This window comes from Phaeobacter sp. JH20_08 (genome assembly GCF_048056635.1).
Taxonomy (GTDB): Bacteria; Pseudomonadota; Alphaproteobacteria; order Rhodobacterales; family Rhodobacteraceae; genus Phaeobacter; species Phaeobacter bryozoorum.
This window is the reverse complement of the sequence record NZ_JAYMVV010000010.1, coordinates 45,048-61,306: the sequence shown is the minus strand read 5'-3', so window position 1 is coordinate 61,306 and position 16,259 is coordinate 45,048. Positions and strand designations below refer to the sequence as shown.

The 16,259-nt window shown below is 64.0% G+C and carries 16 protein-coding genes; 11 read left to right on the top strand and 5 right to left on the bottom strand.

The window, feature by feature from the left end; translation table 11 throughout:
- Positions 1-10: 10 nt before the first annotated feature.
- The 3 genes from yaaA to VWY75_RS09655 all read right to left on the bottom strand — a co-directional run bounded on the left by yaaA (position 11) and on the right by VWY75_RS09655 (position 3,407).
- Positions 11-775, bottom strand: a complete 765-nt coding sequence (gene yaaA, locus VWY75_RS09665) for a peroxide stress protein YaaA (protein WP_416538265.1) — start codon at positions 773-775, stop codon at positions 11-13.
- Positions 776-804: 29 nt separating this feature from the next.
- Positions 805-2,919 carry a DNA helicase RecQ gene (gene recQ, locus VWY75_RS09660; RefSeq protein ID WP_416538264.1) on the bottom strand — a complete coding sequence of 705 codons (2,115 nt, stop codon included), beginning with the start codon at positions 2,917-2,919 and terminating at the stop codon, positions 805-807.
- Positions 2,920-3,119: 200 nt separating this feature from the next.
- Positions 3,120-3,407 carry a YggT family protein gene (locus tag VWY75_RS09655; RefSeq protein ID WP_014873231.1) on the bottom strand — a complete coding sequence of 96 codons (288 nt, stop codon included), beginning with the start codon at positions 3,405-3,407 and terminating at the stop codon, positions 3,120-3,122.
- A 134-nt stretch (positions 3,408-3,541) separates the two neighbouring features.
- Between VWY75_RS09655 and VWY75_RS09650 the strand changes: the two genes are divergently transcribed.
- The 11 genes from VWY75_RS09650 to VWY75_RS09600 all read left to right on the top strand — a co-directional run bounded on the left by VWY75_RS09650 (position 3,542) and on the right by VWY75_RS09600 (position 13,744).
- The gene (locus VWY75_RS09650) at positions 3,542-4,120 is read left to right on the top strand and encodes an acyl-CoA thioesterase (RefSeq protein WP_416538263.1); all 579 of its coding nucleotides are present in this window, start codon (positions 3,542-3,544) and stop codon (positions 4,118-4,120) included.
- A gap of 111 nt (positions 4,121-4,231) precedes the next feature.
- Positions 4,232-5,653, top strand: coding sequence for an MFS transporter (locus tag VWY75_RS09645; protein WP_340546841.1), 1,422 nt, complete (start codon positions 4,232-4,234; stop codon positions 5,651-5,653).
- Positions 5,650-6,573 carry a penicillin-insensitive murein endopeptidase gene (mepA, locus tag VWY75_RS09640; RefSeq protein WP_416538262.1) on the top strand — a complete coding sequence of 308 codons (924 nt, stop codon included), beginning with the start codon at positions 5,650-5,652 and terminating at the stop codon, positions 6,571-6,573. Before VWY75_RS09645 ends, mepA begins: the two co-directional genes overlap by 4 nt.
- Complete coding sequence (locus VWY75_RS09635; RefSeq protein ID WP_416534576.1) at positions 6,546-7,475, top strand: esterase-like activity of phytase family protein; 930 nt, start codon at positions 6,546-6,548, stop codon at positions 7,473-7,475. The genes mepA and VWY75_RS09635 overlap by 28 nt, the downstream gene beginning before the upstream one ends.
- 133 nt (positions 7,476-7,608) lie before the next feature.
- A complete protein-coding gene (locus VWY75_RS09630; RefSeq protein WP_340546398.1) occupies positions 7,609-8,241 on the top strand; it encodes a queuosine precursor transporter in 633 nt (210 codons plus the stop codon).
- A 326-nt stretch (positions 8,242-8,567) separates the two neighbouring features.
- Positions 8,568-8,987: an alternative ribosome rescue aminoacyl-tRNA hydrolase ArfB gene (gene arfB / locus VWY75_RS09625; protein WP_416534578.1), complete on the top strand. Its 420-nt coding sequence runs from the start codon at positions 8,568-8,570 to the stop codon at positions 8,985-8,987.
- A 67-nt stretch (positions 8,988-9,054) separates the two neighbouring features.
- The gene (locus VWY75_RS09620) at positions 9,055-9,816 is read left to right on the top strand and encodes an SDR family oxidoreductase (protein WP_416538261.1); all 762 of its coding nucleotides are present in this window, start codon (positions 9,055-9,057) and stop codon (positions 9,814-9,816) included.
- A 129-nt stretch (positions 9,817-9,945) separates the two neighbouring features.
- Entirely contained in the window at positions 9,946-10,983 is a 1,038-nt protein-coding gene (locus tag VWY75_RS09615; protein WP_416538260.1) for a P1 family peptidase, read from the top strand.
- 150 nt (positions 10,984-11,133) lie between these two features.
- On the top strand, positions 11,134-11,598 hold the full coding sequence (locus tag VWY75_RS09610) for a c-type cytochrome (RefSeq protein ID WP_416534581.1): 465 nt from the start codon (positions 11,134-11,136) through the stop codon (positions 11,596-11,598).
- Positions 11,599-11,829: 231 nt separating this feature from the next.
- Positions 11,830-12,378, top strand: coding sequence for an isopentenyl-diphosphate Delta-isomerase (gene idi, locus VWY75_RS09605; protein ID WP_416538259.1), 549 nt, complete (start codon positions 11,830-11,832; stop codon positions 12,376-12,378).
- A gap of 109 nt (positions 12,379-12,487) precedes the next feature.
- A complete protein-coding gene (locus VWY75_RS09600; RefSeq protein ID WP_416556072.1) occupies positions 12,488-13,744 on the top strand; it encodes a flavin-dependent oxidoreductase in 1,257 nt (418 codons plus the stop codon).
- A gap of 99 nt (positions 13,745-13,843) precedes the next feature.
- On the opposite strand, the gene glpK is transcribed toward VWY75_RS09600, so the two are convergent.
- Both glpK and panC read right to left on the bottom strand, forming a co-directional pair.
- Positions 13,844-15,328 carry a glycerol kinase GlpK gene (gene glpK, locus VWY75_RS09595; RefSeq protein WP_340546391.1) on the bottom strand — a complete coding sequence of 495 codons (1,485 nt, stop codon included), beginning with the start codon at positions 15,326-15,328 and terminating at the stop codon, positions 13,844-13,846.
- Between the two features lie 67 nt (positions 15,329-15,395).
- Positions 15,396-16,253: a pantoate--beta-alanine ligase gene (panC, locus tag VWY75_RS09590; protein WP_416534278.1), complete on the bottom strand. Its 858-nt coding sequence runs from the start codon at positions 16,251-16,253 to the stop codon at positions 15,396-15,398.
- Between the last annotated feature and the right edge of the window lie 6 nt (positions 16,254-16,259).

Below are 16,259 nucleotides of genomic sequence, written 5' to 3'. Positions count from 1 at the left end.
CCGGCCCCGCTCAGCCCGCGCGTAGGAACACCGGCTGATCCGGCTCCGACATCTCCGGCATGTAGCGATAGCCGCCGCTGTCAAAATCCAGCAACGCCGCAGGATCGCTTAGCCGGTTCTGAATGATGTAGCGCGCCATCGCGCCCCGCGCCCGCTTGGCGTAAAAGCTCACCACCTTGGGCGTGCCGTTCTTGTCTTCCATGAAGACAGGCGTCACGACCCGCAGCGCCAGCGCTTCGCGATCAACCGCGCCGAAATACTCCTGGCTGGCGCAGTTCACCAGCACATCGCTGCCCACTGCCTCACCTTGGGCATTCAGCGCATCAGAGATGTCCCGCCCCCAGTAGTCATAGAGATTCTTGCCCTTTGACGTCTTCAGCCGCGATCCCATCTCCAGCCGGTAGGCCTGCATCGCATCCAGCGGCCGCAGCAGCCCGTAAAGGCCCGACAGAATGCGGAAATGGTCCTGCGCCCAGGCCATTTCCTCCGCGTCCAGAGATCCCGCCTCCAGCCCCTGATAGGTGTCACCCGCAAAGGCCAGCGCGGCCGGGCGCGTGGCATCGCTGCCCGGATCGGCGTCAAAGCTCTGAAATCTCTCGTAGTTCAGCTTGCCCAGATCCTCGCTGATATGCATCAGCTTCATCAGCTCGGCGACCGACAGATCGCGCGCCACGGATGCCAAATCCACCGCCGCGTCGTGCATGGCGGGCCATGTCATCTCAACGTCGCGTTCGCTCCAGTCCAGCTTTTTGGCCGGAGAAGTCACTACCAGCATATTCTGCCCCCATCTGTTCTGGACAAGACCTAGCCCGCGCCGCGCAAGACGTCCAGAAACGCCGCTGCAAAACGTTCCGCGCGGCGCTCGCCTAACAGCCTTGTGATGGCGATTTCAGTCTGCGGACGGACCTGCGCCAGCTTCGCCAGCTGCGCCGCAGAACAGCTCAGCGGTTTCTCGGTTCCGTCGCTGCCCCGCGCCAGCTCCGCCTGCACAGCCATCAACGCATCATAAACCGATCCGGCATCGCGCCCGGCCAGCTTGCGCCGCATCGGGTGCAGCGCCGCGCTCTCGCCGGTGATCACCGACAGGAAATCGCTGCCATACCGCTCCAGTTTCTTCGCCCCGACACCGCCGATCCGCGCCATTTTATCCAGCGTATCGGGCCGGGTTTCGGCCATCTCGATCAGCGTGCGATCCGCAAAGATAACATAAGCCGGCACTTTCTGCGCCTCGGCCAGCGCGCGCCGCTTGGCTTTCAGTGCCGACAACAGCGGCGCGTCCTCATCCGACACCAGCGCCTTTACCGCAGGGCTGCGCTTGGCAGAGCTGATGGTGTCGCGGCGCAGCGCAATGTCCTGTTCACCGCGCAGAACCGGCAGCGCCGCCTCGGTCATCCGCAGCGCGCCATGGCGTTCGGGATCGGGGCGCACCAGATCATGCCCCATCATCTGCCGGAACACCGCCTGCCACTGTCGCTTGCCATATTCCTTGCCACAGCCAAAGACCGACAGATCGTCATGCCGCTTGTCACGCACCCGGTCGGTGGCATTGCCCACCAGAATGTCGATCAGATGTCCCGATCCATAGGTCTCGTTCGTTCGCAGGATCGCCGACAGCGCCTTGCGCACCGCCGTGGTGCCGTCGAACACATCCACCGGCTGGTCGCAGAGATCACAGTTGCCACAGGGCTCAGCCGCCTCGCCGAAATAGGCCAGCAAGGTCTGGCGGCGGCATTTCAGCGCTTCGGCCAGTCCGAGCAGCGCATTCAGCCGGGCATGGTCTGCACTGCGGCGGTCCGGCGGCGCCAGACCCTCGTCGATCTGACTGCGACGCAGTCGAATATCTTCCGGCCCGAACAGCGTCAGCGTCTCGGCAGGCGCGCCGTCGCGGCCACCGCGTCCGATTTCCTGATAATAGGCCTCGATGGATTTGGGCAGATCCGCATGGGCGACCCAGCGAATATCGGGCTTGTCGATCCCCATGCCAAAGGCCACCGTGGCCACAACGATCAGACCGTCCTCGCGGGCAAAGCGCGTCTCCACCCCGCGCCGGTCCTCGGCGTCCATGCCACCGTGATAATAACAGGCGGCGTGGCCCGCCTCGCGCAGCCCCGCCGCCAGCGCTTCGGTCTTGGCACGTGTCCCACAATAGACGATGCCGGATTGACCTTTTCGGGCGGCCGCAAACTCCAGAATCTGACGGCGCGGGCTGTCTTTGGTGGCAAAGGCAAGATGGATATTGGGCCGGTCAAAGCCGCGCAGGAAACTGCGCGGTGCGACACCATCAAACAGCTTCTCGACAATCTCTTCGCGGGTTTCCTGATCTGCGGTCGCGGTAAAGGCCGCCAGCGGCACGTCCAGCGCCCGCCGCAATTCACCAATCCGCAGGTAATCGGGGCGGAAATCATGGCCCCACTGGCTGACGCAATGCGCCTCATCCACCGCGATGAGGCTGACACCGATCCGCCGCAGCATCCCCATCGCCGCCCCGGAGGCTAGCCGTTCCGGTGCCATATAAAGAAGCCTCAGCCGCCCCTCCTCGATGGACTGCCAGACCGCCTCGGTTTCTTCGTCGGTATTGCCGGACGTCAGCGCCCCGGCGGTCACGCCAACCTCCTGCAACGCCCGCACCTGATCGCGCATCAATGCAATCAGCGGCGAGATCACCACCGTGACCCCCTCACGCAGCAGAGCAGGCAGTTGGAAGCATAGGGATTTGCCGCCGCCGGTTGGCATGATCGCCAGCACATTTTCACCGGCGGTCACGGCGTCGACGATCTCCTCCTGCCCCGGGCGAAACCCGTCAAAGCCAAAGATTTCCCGCAACAGCGGCGTCGCGCCAGTAGCACAGGCAGCGGTGACGGATGTGCCAGTGGAGGTCGCCCCGGTCGGAGCGGTCATTTCCGGCTGCAATGCGGACATGGGGGCTGGGGGCCTCGTTTTGTGATCTGCTCGTCTTGGCAGCTACAATCCCACAACGGGATTCGACCCACAAGGGTGCGCACCCCCGACCGTCAGACAAGTGGCACCGAAAAGACCGCCGCAGGCCGATGCCTGGGCGGTCCATCCGCATCAATCGCCGCGCCGCTATCAGAGCGATCGCCGCGCCTCGGCCCATTGGCTCAATAGAACATGGCGATATTGTTGGTCAGAATAATCCGCAGCGCATAAACGGCGATCAGCACCACCAGCGGCGCCAGATCAAGGCCCTGCATATTGGGCAAAATGCGGCGCACTGGCGCATAAAGCGGCTCTAACAAGCGGTTCAGACCATACCAGACCTGCGCCACAAATTGCTGATTGAGGTTCAGAACCTGAAAATTGATCAGCCAGCTCATGATCACATGGGCGATGATGAAGAACCAGACGATGTCCAGGATCAGCATCAGAATTTGAAACAGCGACAGCATCTCTTTGATTTCCCTTTTTGGAGCCTGTCCACAGGTAAGCGCGCCCGCGCAAAATCGCAAGACTGCCGCGAGGTTGCGGTTGACGCGCTGTAAACAGATGGCAACACGGGCACATCACACAGGAGAGCGCGCCCATGTTTCCCATCGTCCGCCTGATCAAGGATCTGCTGGTTGCCCGCCGGATGCCGCCGCTGGATCTGACCGACACCCATGTTTCCCGCCACATCTGCTGGCCCTGGGATCTGGATATCTGGATGGAGCTCAACAACGGCCGTGCGATGACGCTCTATGATCTGGGCCGTACCATGCTGGCCCAGCGTGTCGGCCTGATCGGTGCCCTGCGCAGCCGTCGCTGGGGCATGACGGTTGCGGGCACCACGGTGCGGTTTCGCCGCCGCATCCGCGGCTTTGAACGGTTCGAGATGCGCAGCCGGGCAGTGGCTTGGGACGATCGCTTCATCTATCTGGAACAATCCATGTGGAAATCCAACGGCGACTGCGCCAGCCACGTGATGCTGCGCACCGCCATCACCGATGCCAAGGGGATCGTCGCACCGCAGGAGGTGCTCAAAACCATCGGTCGCACCGACAGCCTCGCCCCCGAGATGCCCGCCTGGATCAAGGCCTGGTGCGAGGCGGACGCAGGCCGCCCCTGGCCACCGATGATGGCGGATCCTGCCCGTGCGGCGCCCGAAACCCTCCAAAACGGCTAGGGTCGGCCCGCAGCAGCATCCGGCCGCACAGCATATGGCTGCACGAAGGACCAGCGCGATCTACCACAGGTCAACGCAGGACACGCTTGCCTAACCCCATACCGGCCTGTCATACCAAAAGGTAATGACAAAAGACCACGACAGGCATCGGGCAAGGGACGACGAGGCATGACGCAGATATCCATGCGCAAGCGCATCTGGGGCTGGTGGGCCTTTGACTGGGCCAGTCAGCCCTATCACACGCTGCTGGTCACCTTTGTCTTTGCGCCCTTCTTCGCAGCCGTTGCCGCCGAGTATTACCTGACCCAGGGCCTCGCGGATGAGGCGGCAAAGGCGCAGGCGCAGACGGTCTGGTCGATGTGCCTCACCATCACCGGCCTGATGATCGGCCTTGGCGGGCCGTTTCTGGGCGCGCTTGCGGATATCTCCGGGCGCAAAATGCCCTGGATCATGATGTTTTCGCTGATGTATGTGACCGGCGCCTGGGGCCTGTGGTTCATGGATCCGGACGGATCAAACCTCTGGTGGATGCTCATCAGCTTTGGCTTCGGCTTTATCGGCGCGGAATTTGCGCTGATCTTTGTCAATGCGCAGCTGCCCTCTCTCGGCAACAAGGAAGACGTCGGCACCATCTCAGGCACCGGCTTTGCCATCGGATACCTTGGTGGGGTGATCGCGCTTTTCCTGATGCTCACATTGTTCGTCGAACAGGGGAATGGCAAAACCCTGATCGGGATTGATCCCATTCTGGGGCTGGATGCGGAGACCCGCGAAGGCACCCGCGCCGCAGGTCCGCTGACAGCGATCTGGTTTGCGCTCTTTATCATCCCCTATTTCCGCTGGGTGCGCGACGATGCCATCACCGGCGCGCGCGGGCGGTTTGGCGATGCCATCCGTTCCGTTGGTCGCGCCGTCCGCAGTCTGCGCCATCGCGCCAGCCTGACCGGCTATCTGATCTCCTCGATGCTCTACCGGGATGCGCTGAACGGGCTTTATGCCTTTGGCGGAATTTACGCGCGGCTGGTGCTGGGCTGGGAAATCACCCTGATCGGCGTCTTCGGCATCATCGCCGTGATTTCCTCTGCGCTGTTCAGCTGGCTCGGCGGGCTGGCGGATCGCCGCTTTGGCCCGAAACCGGTCATCACCACCGCAATTCTGATCCTGACAACCGTCTGTTTCCTGGTCGTCAACATGTCCCGCGACCAGTTCTTTGGCCTCTCTCTCGCCGAAGGCTCCGGCCTGCCTGACGCCGTCTTCTTTGCCTGCGGTGTGCTGATCGGTGGCTTTGGTGGTATCCTTCAGGCCGCCAGCCGCAGCCTCATGGTCCGCCACACCACGCCCGAGAACGCGACCGAGGCCTTCGGTCTTTATGGCCTTTCGGGTCGCGCCACAGCCTTTCTGGCACCGGCCCTGATCGGAATAGCCACCACGCTCACCGGCAGTGCCCGCCTCGGCATTGCACCGGTTATTCTATTGTTCATTATCGGGCTCATCGTTCTGCGCTGGGTCAATGCAGAAGGAGACCAGAGTTGAAGTTCAGTCGATACATCACCCTCACCGCCCTCCTGTTGACAGCCTGCGCCCCCGCCGGGGACAGCCGATCACCCTCCGCCAATCCGGTGGTCAGCCGCTCTGCACACTCGGACGTACCCGCAAAGCAGCTGTTCGGTGCCAAACGCGCAGGCTCCGCGCAGAAACCCGCACCGCATGGCTCCTACGCCAAGGGCTGCGTGGCCGGGGCAGAACAGCTGCCCCAGACCGGCCCGACCTGGCAGGCGATGCGCCTGTCGCGCAACCGCAACTGGGGCCATCCCGAAACCATCGACTTTATCAAGGATCTGAGCCGCGTTGCCGCCCGCCAGAGCGGCTGGAACGGGCTCTATGTCGGCGATATCAGCCAGCCGCGCGGCGGCCCGATGCTGTCCGGGCACCGCAGTCATCAGGTGGGTCTGGACGCCGATATCTGGATGCTGCCGGCCAAGCGCCTCGACCTCTCCGTCGCCGAACGCGAGAAAATCTCCTCGATCTCCCTGCGCCGGGCCAATGGTGCCTACACCAATTCCAGCTGGTCACCCCAGCACCACGCCATCCTGCGCGCCGCCGCCAAGGATGACCGCGTGGCGCGGATCTTTGTTTTCCCCGGCGCCAAGGTCCAGATGTGCAACGACGAGAAGGGCAACCGCGACTGGCTGCGCAAGGTCAGGCCCTGGTATGGCCATCACTACCACTTCCACGTCCGGCTGAAATGCCCGGCCGGCGCGCGCGGCTGTGTCGATCAGGATCCGCCCCCGCGCGGCGACGGCTGCGATGACGCGCGCCAGTGGGTGAAGGACATCCTGAATCCGCCGCCGCCAAAACCGCGCGACCCCAATGCGCCGCCGCCCAAACCCCGGCGTGAATACACTCTTTCGGACCTGCCTCAGCAATGCGCCGCCGTTCTGCAATCAAACTGAGCCTCGGGCTGGCAGCGGCGCTGACCATCTCTCTGACGGCGCTGCTGGCCTATCGGCCCGTCGCCTCGGCCGCACAGCCGGGCGGGGCGCAGTTCATCGCGGCCTATCGCTGGACCCACCCGGCCAAATGGTTCGGCGGGTTCTCCGCCCTGTCGCTGTCGCCGGACGGGGCGCAGATGACCGTGGTCAGCGATCGGGCCACCATCGTCACCGCCCGCATTCAGCGCGGAACCGCGGCACTGCACCCCATCGAGGCCATCACACCGACCGAGGCCCATAAGCTGCGCGCATCAGACGGCGCGATCCTGCGCGGGCGGATCGTCGACGCAGAAGGCCTCGCCATCGCGCGTGACGGCACCCTCTTCATCTCCTTTGAAGGCGTCTCGCGCGTGGCCCGGCACCGCCGGGGTGACAGTCGCGCCGAGGTACTGCCCCGCCCAAAGGCCTTTCGCCGCCTGCCCCTGAACAAGGCGCTGGAGGCCCTCGCCATCGACGGCAAGGGCCATCTCTACACGCTGCCGGAACGCGCCCTGACCGAGGCCGGAGATATCCCCGTCTGGCGGTGGAATGGCAGCCGCTGGGACCGTCCCTTTGATCTGCCGAGCCGGGGAAAATTCCTCCCTGTGGGCGCCGATTTCGGCCCTGACGGCCGCTTCTACCTCCTGGAACGCGACTTTGGCTTCATCGGCTTTCGCAGCCGCCTGCGGCGCTGGGACATCACCGCCGATGGCATCAGCGGCGAGGTCACATTGCTGCAAACCGGTCTCGGTCTGCACGACAATCTGGAGGGCGTCTCGATCTGGCGCGACAGCAGCGGCGCGCTGCGCGCCACTATGGTCTCCGACGACAACTTCAAATCGCTGCAACGCACCGAACTGGTGGAATACCGGCTGCCCGATTAGGCCACCACCGGTGCGACAGCAGGCAATACCTGACAAATCTCTTGCCCAAACAGGGGCTTTTCCGCTATTGGGCCTGATCTTTCGCATCGGCGAAACAAGTCTCCGCGACCTTGTCTAAAAAACGGACTGCAAAATGACACGCTCTTACCTTCCTGGCATTCTTGCCATGGCCGCTGTTGTTGTGGCCTCCAACATCCTGGTGCAATTCCTGTTCGGCCAATGGCTGACCTGGGGCGCCTTCACCTATCCCATCGCCTTCCTCGTGACCGATGTGACCAACCGCGTCTATGGCACCGGACCCGCTCGCAAGGTGGTGCTGGCCGGTTTTGTCGTTGGCGTCATCTGCTCGCTGATCGGCACCCAGATCATGGGCGAATTCGGCCCCCTCGTGACCCTGCGCATCGCCATCGCCTCCGGCCTTGCCTTCCTCACAGCACAGCTGCTGGACGTCTCGATCTTTGCCGCCCTGCGCAATGGCGCCTGGTGGCGGGCACCGCTGGCCTCGACCTTGATCGGCGCCACGGTCGACACCGCGCTGTTCTTCAGCATCGCCTTTTCCGGCGCTCTGGTCTGGCTGGAACCCGGCAATGATGTCAGCTGGGCCGGTGAAATGCTGCCGATCCTCGGCACTGGCCCCGTCGCCCCGCTCTGGGTCTCGCTTGCTGTTGCCGACTGGGGCGTGAAAGTGGCACTGGCGCTGCTGGCGCTCGTCCCCTTCCGCCTGATCGTGGCACGTCTTACACGGTCGCAGGCCAGCGTTAACTGACAGCCGTCTTTTTATTTGGAGATCTTCCAGTTCCGTGCCACCATCCAAGACAGCGGAAACAGAGAGAAAAGGAGGTGATCCAGTGTCAAGAAAGGTATTGGAGCAAGGCGTAGCAACAACCGGAGCGGCGGCCCTCTGAGGCAGCCCTCTCTGGCAATCGCCATCCGGCTGGGTTTCAGACCCTAACCTGCCTTTGCTCTTACAGACTTTCGGAAAGGGCCGCCTCCGTCGGGGCGGCCCTTTTTGCGTCACGCGATGCCCTCCCGTGACCTCCCAGCCACGGCTTTCGCTTGGACCTTGGCGATACGGCAGATTATGGTTCGCCCATGTTGCACATTACCGACACCATCGCCCTGCAGGACTGGGAACTGACCGAAAGCTTTATGCGCGCCTCCGGTCCCGGCGGGCAGAACGTGAACAAGGTCTCCTCCGCCGTCGAACTGCGGTTCGAGGCCGCACGCTCCCCGGCGCTCAGCCCGGCGGTGAAATCGCGCCTGAAACGGCTGGCCGGCCGCCGCTGGACCAAGGACGGCGCGATCATCCTGCAATGCGACGAAACCCGCTCGCAGCAGCGCAACCGTGATCTGGTGCGCGAACGCCTGGCCGAACTGATCCGCCAGGCCCTGATTGTCCCCAAACGCCGCATTGCCACCAAACCCACCCGCGGCTCGGTACGCCGCCGTCTGGAGGCCAAACGCCAGCGCGGCGACATCAAGGCGACGCGCGGTAAGATCGACCCGGACTGAGACAGGCGATTGCGCTGCTCCCCGGTCTCCGCCAAGCTGCCGCCGAGTCAATTCGGGGAGAGAACATATGCGGCTGGCAGGGAAATGCGCCATTGTAACCGGCGGGGCCTCAGGCTTTGGCGCCGGCATCGTCACCAAATTCCTGCAGGAGGGCGCGCGGGTGATGATTGCCGATATCAACGCCGACGCCGCCGCACAGGCCGCAGAACAGGCCCGCAACAGCCATGGCACAGATCGGGCATTTGCCCAGACCGTCGATGTCTCCGACCGCGCCTCGGTCGATCAGATGACGGCCACGGCGCTGGATCAATTCGGACAGGTCGATATTCTGGTCAACAACGCTGGTGTCAGCCACCTGCCGACGCCGCTTGAAAACGTCAGCGAAGAGGATTTCGACCGCGTCTTTGCCGTCAATATGAAATCCGTCTACCTGACCGCCCGCGCATTGGTGCCGCATATGAAGGCGCGCCACTCCGGCGCCATCCTGAATGTCGCCTCCACCGCCGGCATCTCACCCCGTCCCAATCTCAACTGGTACAACGCCTCCAAGGGCTGGATGATCACCGCAACCCGCACCATGGCGGTTGAGCTTGCCGCCGCCGGGGTGCGGGTCAATGCGATCAACCCGGTCGCGGGCGAAACCCCGCTGCTGAAAACCTTCATGGGAGAGGATACGCCGGAAATCCGCGCCAAATTCCTCTCCACCATTCCAATCGGCCGCTTTTCCACCCCGGAGGATATGGGCAATGCCGCCTGCTACCTCTGCTCGGATGAGGCCAGCATGGTGACCGGCGTCGCGCTGGAGGTCGACGGCGGGCGCTGTATCTGACCGCCCAAGCCCGACCAAATATCCGACCCGCCTGTCATCTTTCCCGAAATACTCCCGCCGGAGGCCGCGCGCGCCAGCGCGCCCCTGCCATAAGCTGCCCCAGATGCCCGCCCCAACAGGAGACACCCGATGAAACCCGGCCCGCGCAACCTGATCACCGATGTCCCCGGCCTCAAGGTTGGCAATGCCCAAGACCGGCGGCTGAAATCCGGCACCACCGTGCTGACCGCCGATCGGCCCTTTACGGCCGGGGTGCATGTGATGGGCGGCGCGCCGGGCACCCGCGAAACCGATCTGCTGGCACCGGACAAATCCGTCGCTCAGATTGATGCGCTGGTGCTCTCCGGCGGCTCCGCCTTCGGGCTGGATGCCTGCTCCGGCGTGGTCGCAGGGCTGCGCGCCGCCGGGCGGGGCTTTGCCGTGGGGCCTGCGCGCGTGCCGATCGTGCCGGGTGCGATCCTCTTTGACCTCCTGAACGGCGGCGATAAGGACTGGTCGGAGAACCCCTATGTCGCCCTCGGTCGCGCCGCCTATGAAGCGGCTGATCACGGCTTTGCCCTTGGCACCGTCGGGGCGGGCACCGGAGCTCTTGCGGCACGCCTCAAGGGTGGGCTCGGATCAGCCTCCTTTGTCCTGCCGGACGGCACCACCGTCGGCGCGCTGGTCGCGGCCAATCCGCTCGGTTCGGTTACCACACCGGGAGACCGCCATTTCTGGGCCGCTCCTTATGAAATTGACGGGGAGTTCGGCGGTGCAGGCGTCGATCCCGCCACCGGCTTCACCACCCCCGCCCCGAGCCTCAAGATCGCCGCCATGCAGGCGCTGGCGCAGGGCACCGAACTGCCGACCGAGGGCAGCAATACCACCATTGCCATTGTCGCGACCGACGCGGCGCTGAGCAAATCGCAATGCCAGCGGCTCGCCATTGCCGCCCATGACGGCATCGGACGCGCCATCGTACCGGCACATTCCCCCGGCGACGGCGATCTGGTTTTTGCGGTCAGCACCGCAGATCCGGCAAAGACCATCAGCGACGGTGATCTGGGCGCTGATCTGGGCGCCATCGGACATGCCGCCGCCCTCTGCCTCAGTCGCGCCATCGCCCGCGCTGCCGCGCTCGCGCATGCCGAACCCGGCGATCTGCTGCCCTCTTGGCAGGACATGTGACGCCACAGCCTCCCCTTGACCTCGGCGCGATCTGACACAGGTGAACTGTCGCAGCGCCCGACCGAGAGCCAACGCGGCAATACGCCCGTTTGACTTTCCTGCAGATCCGGCGCGTATTGATCGAGCCAACTCAATTTTGGAGCAAGCGACATGAAACTTCTGACTGCTGTAGCGGCCCTTGGCCTGATTGCGGCCCCTGCCTTTGCCGAAGGCGACGCCGACAAGGGCGAAAAGGGCTTCAACAAGTGCAAATCCTGCCACATGGTTGTCTCGGACAGCGGTGACGTGATCATCAAGGGCGGCAAAACCGGCCCGAACCTCTGGGGCGTTGTCGGCCGCACCGCCGGCACCGCGGACGGCTACAAATACGGCGACGACATGGTGGCCGCAGGCGAACAGGGGCTGGTATGGGACGAAGAGAGCTTCGCCGCCTATACCGCCGATCCCAAGGCTTTCCTGCGCGATTACCTGGATGATTCCAAAGCGAAATCCAAAATGTCCTTCCGCCTGAAGAAAGGCGCCGAAGACATCTATGCCTTCCTCGCGATGCACGGCCCCGCTGATGCCGCCGAAGGCGACGCAGACGCCACCACAGATGAGACCGCGACCAACTGATCCCGGTCCCCTGACACGACAGCAAAAGCCGCGCGCCCCTGGCCGCGGCTTTTCGCACAATTGCCTTTCGTTTTCTGCTGGGATATTGACCGTTCCGCGTCGGCACCCGCAACCACGCACCCGCAACTCTGGCCAGCCTTGGTTGCGGGATTGATCTCCACCCGATGACAACCATATCTGCCCGATGGCCGCACAGCCCAGCCCCTTGCACAATCCTTGCGAGCTCCAGCAATGACCCACCTGATCCCCGCCTGGGTGAATGGCACCCTGACGCCGGTTGAAAAGCTGGCTGCCCATGAACAGGGGCTGAAGCACAAGGCCGTTTCGGTCTTTGTGGTCAAGGGCGGCGAAATCCTGATGCAGCGCCGCGCTCTGGGCAAATACCATACCCCCGGTCTGTGGGCGAACACCTGCTGCACCCATCCGCAATGGGATGAATCCTCCTCCGCCTGCGCGGTCCGCCGGATGCAGGAGGAGTTGGGCATCACCGGCCTCTACCCCGAGTTTCGCCATCACCTCGAATACCGCGCCGATGTCGGCAACGGGCTGATCGAACATGAGGTGGTTGATGTCTTTCTCGCCCATGCCCACCGCGCGCCGCAGCTCACCCCCAACCCGGATGAGGTGATGGAGACCCGCTGGGTCGATTACCACGACCTTCTGGCCGAGGTGAAGCGCCACCCGGATCGCTTCACACCCTGGCTCAAGATCTACCTCAACAGCTATTCCGACGTGATCTTCGGCCCCGACCTCAGCCTCGGCAGCAGCGAGGACAGCTGACGCATCCGGGGCTATCAGGCTCTAGCAAAGGCATCTGCCCCCCTTGCCCCGATGCGGGTGCCGTGATTCTAATATCGGCATTTCGACAGCGCACAAGAGGACAGGCCAGATGACAGTGATGATTGCGGGGGCCGGGATCGCGGGGCTCACACTTGGCCTCACCCTGCACGAGCTGGGTGTGCCCTTCCACATCTACGAGGCCACCGAAACGCTGAAACCGATGGGCGTCGGCATCAATCTGCAACCCAATGCGGTGCGCGAGCTCTTCGATCTGGGGCTGGAGGCCGAGCTCTCCGCCATCGGCGTCCGCACACGGCAGCTGGGATTTTATTCCAAACTGGGCAACACCATCTGGGAGGAGCCGCGCGGCCAGGCGGCGGGCTACAGCTGGCCGCAGTTTTCCGTCCATCGCGGCGCCTTGCAGATGATGCTCTATCACGCGCTCCTCGCCCGCGCGGGCGACAGCGTCCTCACCACCGGCGCGCGGGCGGCGGGATATGAGCTCACAGATCTCGGCGTCACCCTGCATCTGGACGGCGGGCGCGGCGCGCAGGGCAATCTCCTGATCGGCGCCGACGGCATCCATTCCGCCATCCGCGCGCAGATGTATCCGGGTGAGGGCGCACCGATCTGGAACGGTCGCATCCTGTGGCGCGCCACCACACAGGCCCCGGCCTTCCACGGCGGCGCGGCCATGGCAATGATCGGCCATAACCACCTGCGGCTGGTGGCCTATCCGATCAGCGCGCCCGACGCCGACGGCAAGGCGGTAATCAACTGGATCGCAGAGAAACAATTCGATCCCGGTGTGCCCCGGAACAAGGAAAGCTGGAACCGCGCTGCCGACATAGATGACGTTCTGCCGGATTTTGCCGATTGGCGCTTTGACTGGATCGACGTGCCCGCGCTGATCACCGGAGCCGAAACCGTCTATGAATATCCAATGGTGGACCGCGACCCGCTACCATGCTGGCAGGATGGTCCGGTCAGCCTGATGGGCGACGCCGCACATCCGACCTATCCGGTCGGGTCTAACGGCGCCAGCCAGGCCATTGTCGACGCCCGCGTGATTGGCGCCCAGATGCTGACCCATGGCGCAACACCTGAGGCCCTCACCCGCTACGAAAACGCCCTGCGTCCCGTCACCACCGCCGTTGGCATGGCCAACCGCGCAGGGGGAGGCCCCGACGGCGTGTTGCAACAGGTCGAGGATCTCTGCGGCGGGGAGTTCACCGACATCAACGACGTGATCCCGCAGGATCAGCTCGCCGCCCATGCCGCGAAATACAAATCCATCGCCGGGTTTTCGATCGAAGAGCTGAACGCCCGCCCCCGCACCATACCCGCAGGCACCCGCATCAACTGAGGCGACCGGGCGCCGCGCATCGCGCGGCGCCACCCCCAACTGCGCAGACACAGTCCACGACTGTGACGGAACAGGCGGGAGCGCCCGCCTGCGGCAATGTCAGACGCCGATCACTGCCTCAACCGCGCGTTTCCAGCGCCCATAGGCAGCGCTGCGCCGGTCTTCATCCATCGCCGGGGTGAATTGCTGATCCAGCGCCCAGGTCTCGGCAAACCCGGCCTGATCGGGATAGACACCGGCCCGCATCCCCGCCAGCCAGGCGGCCCCAAGCGCGGTAGTTTCCTGCATCACCGGCCGATCCACAGCCGCCCCCAACAGATCCGCCAGGCTCTGCATGGTCCAGTTGCTGGCACTCATGCCGCCATCCACCCGCAGGGTGACCAGACTCTCGCCTTGCCAATCCGCCCGCATCGCCTCCCAGAGGTCACGGGTCTGATAGGCCACGCTCTGCAACGCCGCGCGGGCAAATTCCGCAGGCCCCGAGCTGCGGGTCAGACCAAACATCCCGCCCCGGCAATCGGGTTTCCAATAAGGCGCACCAAGCCCGGTAAAGGCCGGCACCAGAATGACGTCCTGACCGGGATCGGCATTGCGCGCCAGGGCACCGCTCTCCTGGGCCGAGCCGATAATGCCCAGACCGTCGCGCAGCCATTGCACCGCCGCACCGGCGATGAAAATGGACCCCTCCAGCGCATAGGTCGGCGCGCCGTCCAGCTGATAGGCAATGGTGGTCAGCATCCGGTTCTGCGACACAACTGGCGTATCACCGGTGTTCAGCAGCGCAAAACAGCCCGTGCCATAGGTCGATTTCATCATCCCCGGCTGGAAACAGGCCTGCCCGATGGTGGCCGCCTGCTGATCGCCGGCAACCCCCAGAATGGCGATCTCGCCGCCCAGGAACTCTGCCTTGGTGGTGCCGAAATCTGCGGCACAATCCTTGACCTCCGGCAACATCCCGCGCGGCACCCCGAGAAAGCCGCAGATCTCGCTGCTCCAGCGCCCCTTGCGGATATCATACATCAGCGTCCGCGCCGCATTGGTCGCATCGGTCACATGGGAGGCGCCACCGGTCAGCCGCCAGATCAGAAAGCTGTCGACAGTGCCAAACAGCAGATCTCCCGCCTCGGCCCGGGCGCGGGCATCTGGAACAGTGTCCAGAATCCACTTCAGCTTGGTGCCCGAGAAATAGGGATCCAGCAGCAGCCCGGTTTTCTGGCGCACGCTGTCCTCGTGGCCCGCGGCGCGCAGCTCTTCGCAGATGGCGCTGGTGCGGCGGTCCTGCCAGACAATGGCATTGTGGACCGCCTTGCCGCTGTGGCGATCCCAGACCACCGTGGTTTCGCGCTGGTTGGTGATACCGATGCCGGCAATATCCGCCGCCTTGACGTCCTGCGCCTGCATCACCTGCCGACAGACATCCAGCGTCGTGCTCCACAGATCCTCCGGGTCATGCTCGACCCAGCCGGCCTGCGGAAAATGCTGCGGGAATTCCTGCTGCGCGGATCCCACCGCCTGCATCTTATCATCGAACAGGATCGCTCTGGTCGAGGTCGTGCCCTGATCAATCGCCAGAATATACGTCATCTTGCCCCTCCCCTGGGTCGTTTGGAGCAGAGATTAGACGTAAAACTGCGACCGCTACCAGCCCCTACTAATCATTTAGTTGATCAACCGCGATATTGTCGATCAACCGGATGCCATCCAGCCAGGCAGCCGCCAGCAGCCGGGCCGGGCGGTCGGGGCGGACAAGTGGGGCCAGCGTCTCGGCACAGCGCAGGTCCAGATATTCGATCTCGCCAAAACCGGCCGCGGCCAGTCGCGCACGCGCGCTCTCGACAAGCGCACCAAACTCGGCCCCACCGCGCAGCTGCCCGGCCAGGTCGCTAAGCACCGGATAAAGCTGCCCCGCCTTGCCCAGCGCCTCGGCTGACAGGCGCATATTGCGCGAGGACATCGCCAGCCCGGAGGCTTCGCGCACCGTGGCACAGCCCTGCACGGTGATCGGAATATCCAGATCCCGCGCCATACGGGTGACCACCATCAGCTGCTGATAATCCTTCTCGCCGAAAAATGCCTGATCGGCGCCGCTTTGCAGGAACAGCTTCGCCACGACCGTCGCCACCCCGTCAAAATGACCCGGACGAAACTCGCCCTCCAGCACATCGGTCAGCCCCGCCACCGACACCGTGGTCGCATAGCCTTCGGGGTAGATCTGATCCGGGTCGGGCACATAGATGGCATCGACCCCGTAGGGCGCCAGTTTCTCCGCGTCGGTCAGTTCAGTGCGCGGATATTTGGCCAGATCCTCGGCATTGTTGAACTGTTTGGGGTTCACGAAAATGGTGACGATCACCCGGTCACAAGCTGCCTTGGCCGCTGCCACCAGTGACAGATGGCCGTCGTGCAGCGCCCCCATGGTGGGCACCAGGCCGATACGCGCGCCCTCGCGGCGCCAGTCGGAATGCAGCGCACGCAATTCGCTCAGGCGGCGCAGGATCGGAGCAGTCATGATGGG

What these genes read in the sequence shown, in the direction of transcription:
- VWY75_RS09615 (WP_416538260.1), top strand. Translation starts at nt 9,946, where the DNA reads ATGAAACCCGGCCCGCGCAACCTGATCACCGATGTCCCCGGCCTCAAG.
- VWY75_RS09650 (WP_416538263.1), top strand. Translation starts at nt 3,542, where the DNA reads ATGTTTCCCATCGTCCGCCTGATCAAGGATCTGCTGGTTGCCCGCCGG.
- recQ (WP_416538264.1), bottom strand. Translation starts at nt 2,919, where the DNA reads ATGTCCGCATTGCAGCCGGAAATGACCGCTCCGACCGGGGCGACCTCC.
- VWY75_RS09610 (WP_416534581.1), top strand. Translation starts at nt 11,134, where the DNA reads ATGAAACTTCTGACTGCTGTAGCGGCCCTTGGCCTGATTGCGGCCCCT.
- VWY75_RS09600 (WP_416556072.1), top strand. Translation starts at nt 12,488, where the DNA reads ATGACAGTGATGATTGCGGGGGCCGGGATCGCGGGGCTCACACTTGGC.
- VWY75_RS09620 (WP_416538261.1), top strand. Translation starts at nt 9,055, where the DNA reads ATGCGGCTGGCAGGGAAATGCGCCATTGTAACCGGCGGGGCCTCAGGC.
- panC (WP_416534278.1), bottom strand. Translation starts at nt 16,253, where the DNA reads ATGACTGCTCCGATCCTGCGCCGCCTGAGCGAATTGCGTGCGCTGCAT.
- VWY75_RS09635 (WP_416534576.1), top strand. Translation starts at nt 6,546, where the DNA reads ATGCGCCGCCGTTCTGCAATCAAACTGAGCCTCGGGCTGGCAGCGGCG.
- idi (WP_416538259.1), top strand. Translation starts at nt 11,830, where the DNA reads ATGACCCACCTGATCCCCGCCTGGGTGAATGGCACCCTGACGCCGGTT.
- VWY75_RS09655 (WP_014873231.1), bottom strand. Translation starts at nt 3,407, where the DNA reads ATGCTGTCGCTGTTTCAAATTCTGATGCTGATCCTGGACATCGTCTGG.
- yaaA (WP_416538265.1), bottom strand. Translation starts at nt 775, where the DNA reads ATGCTGGTAGTGACTTCTCCGGCCAAAAAGCTGGACTGGAGCGAACGC.
- glpK (WP_340546391.1), bottom strand. Translation starts at nt 15,328, where the DNA reads ATGACGTATATTCTGGCGATTGATCAGGGCACGACCTCGACCAGAGCG.
- arfB (WP_416534578.1), top strand. Translation starts at nt 8,568, where the DNA reads ATGTTGCACATTACCGACACCATCGCCCTGCAGGACTGGGAACTGACC.
- VWY75_RS09630 (WP_340546398.1), top strand. Translation starts at nt 7,609, where the DNA reads ATGACACGCTCTTACCTTCCTGGCATTCTTGCCATGGCCGCTGTTGTT.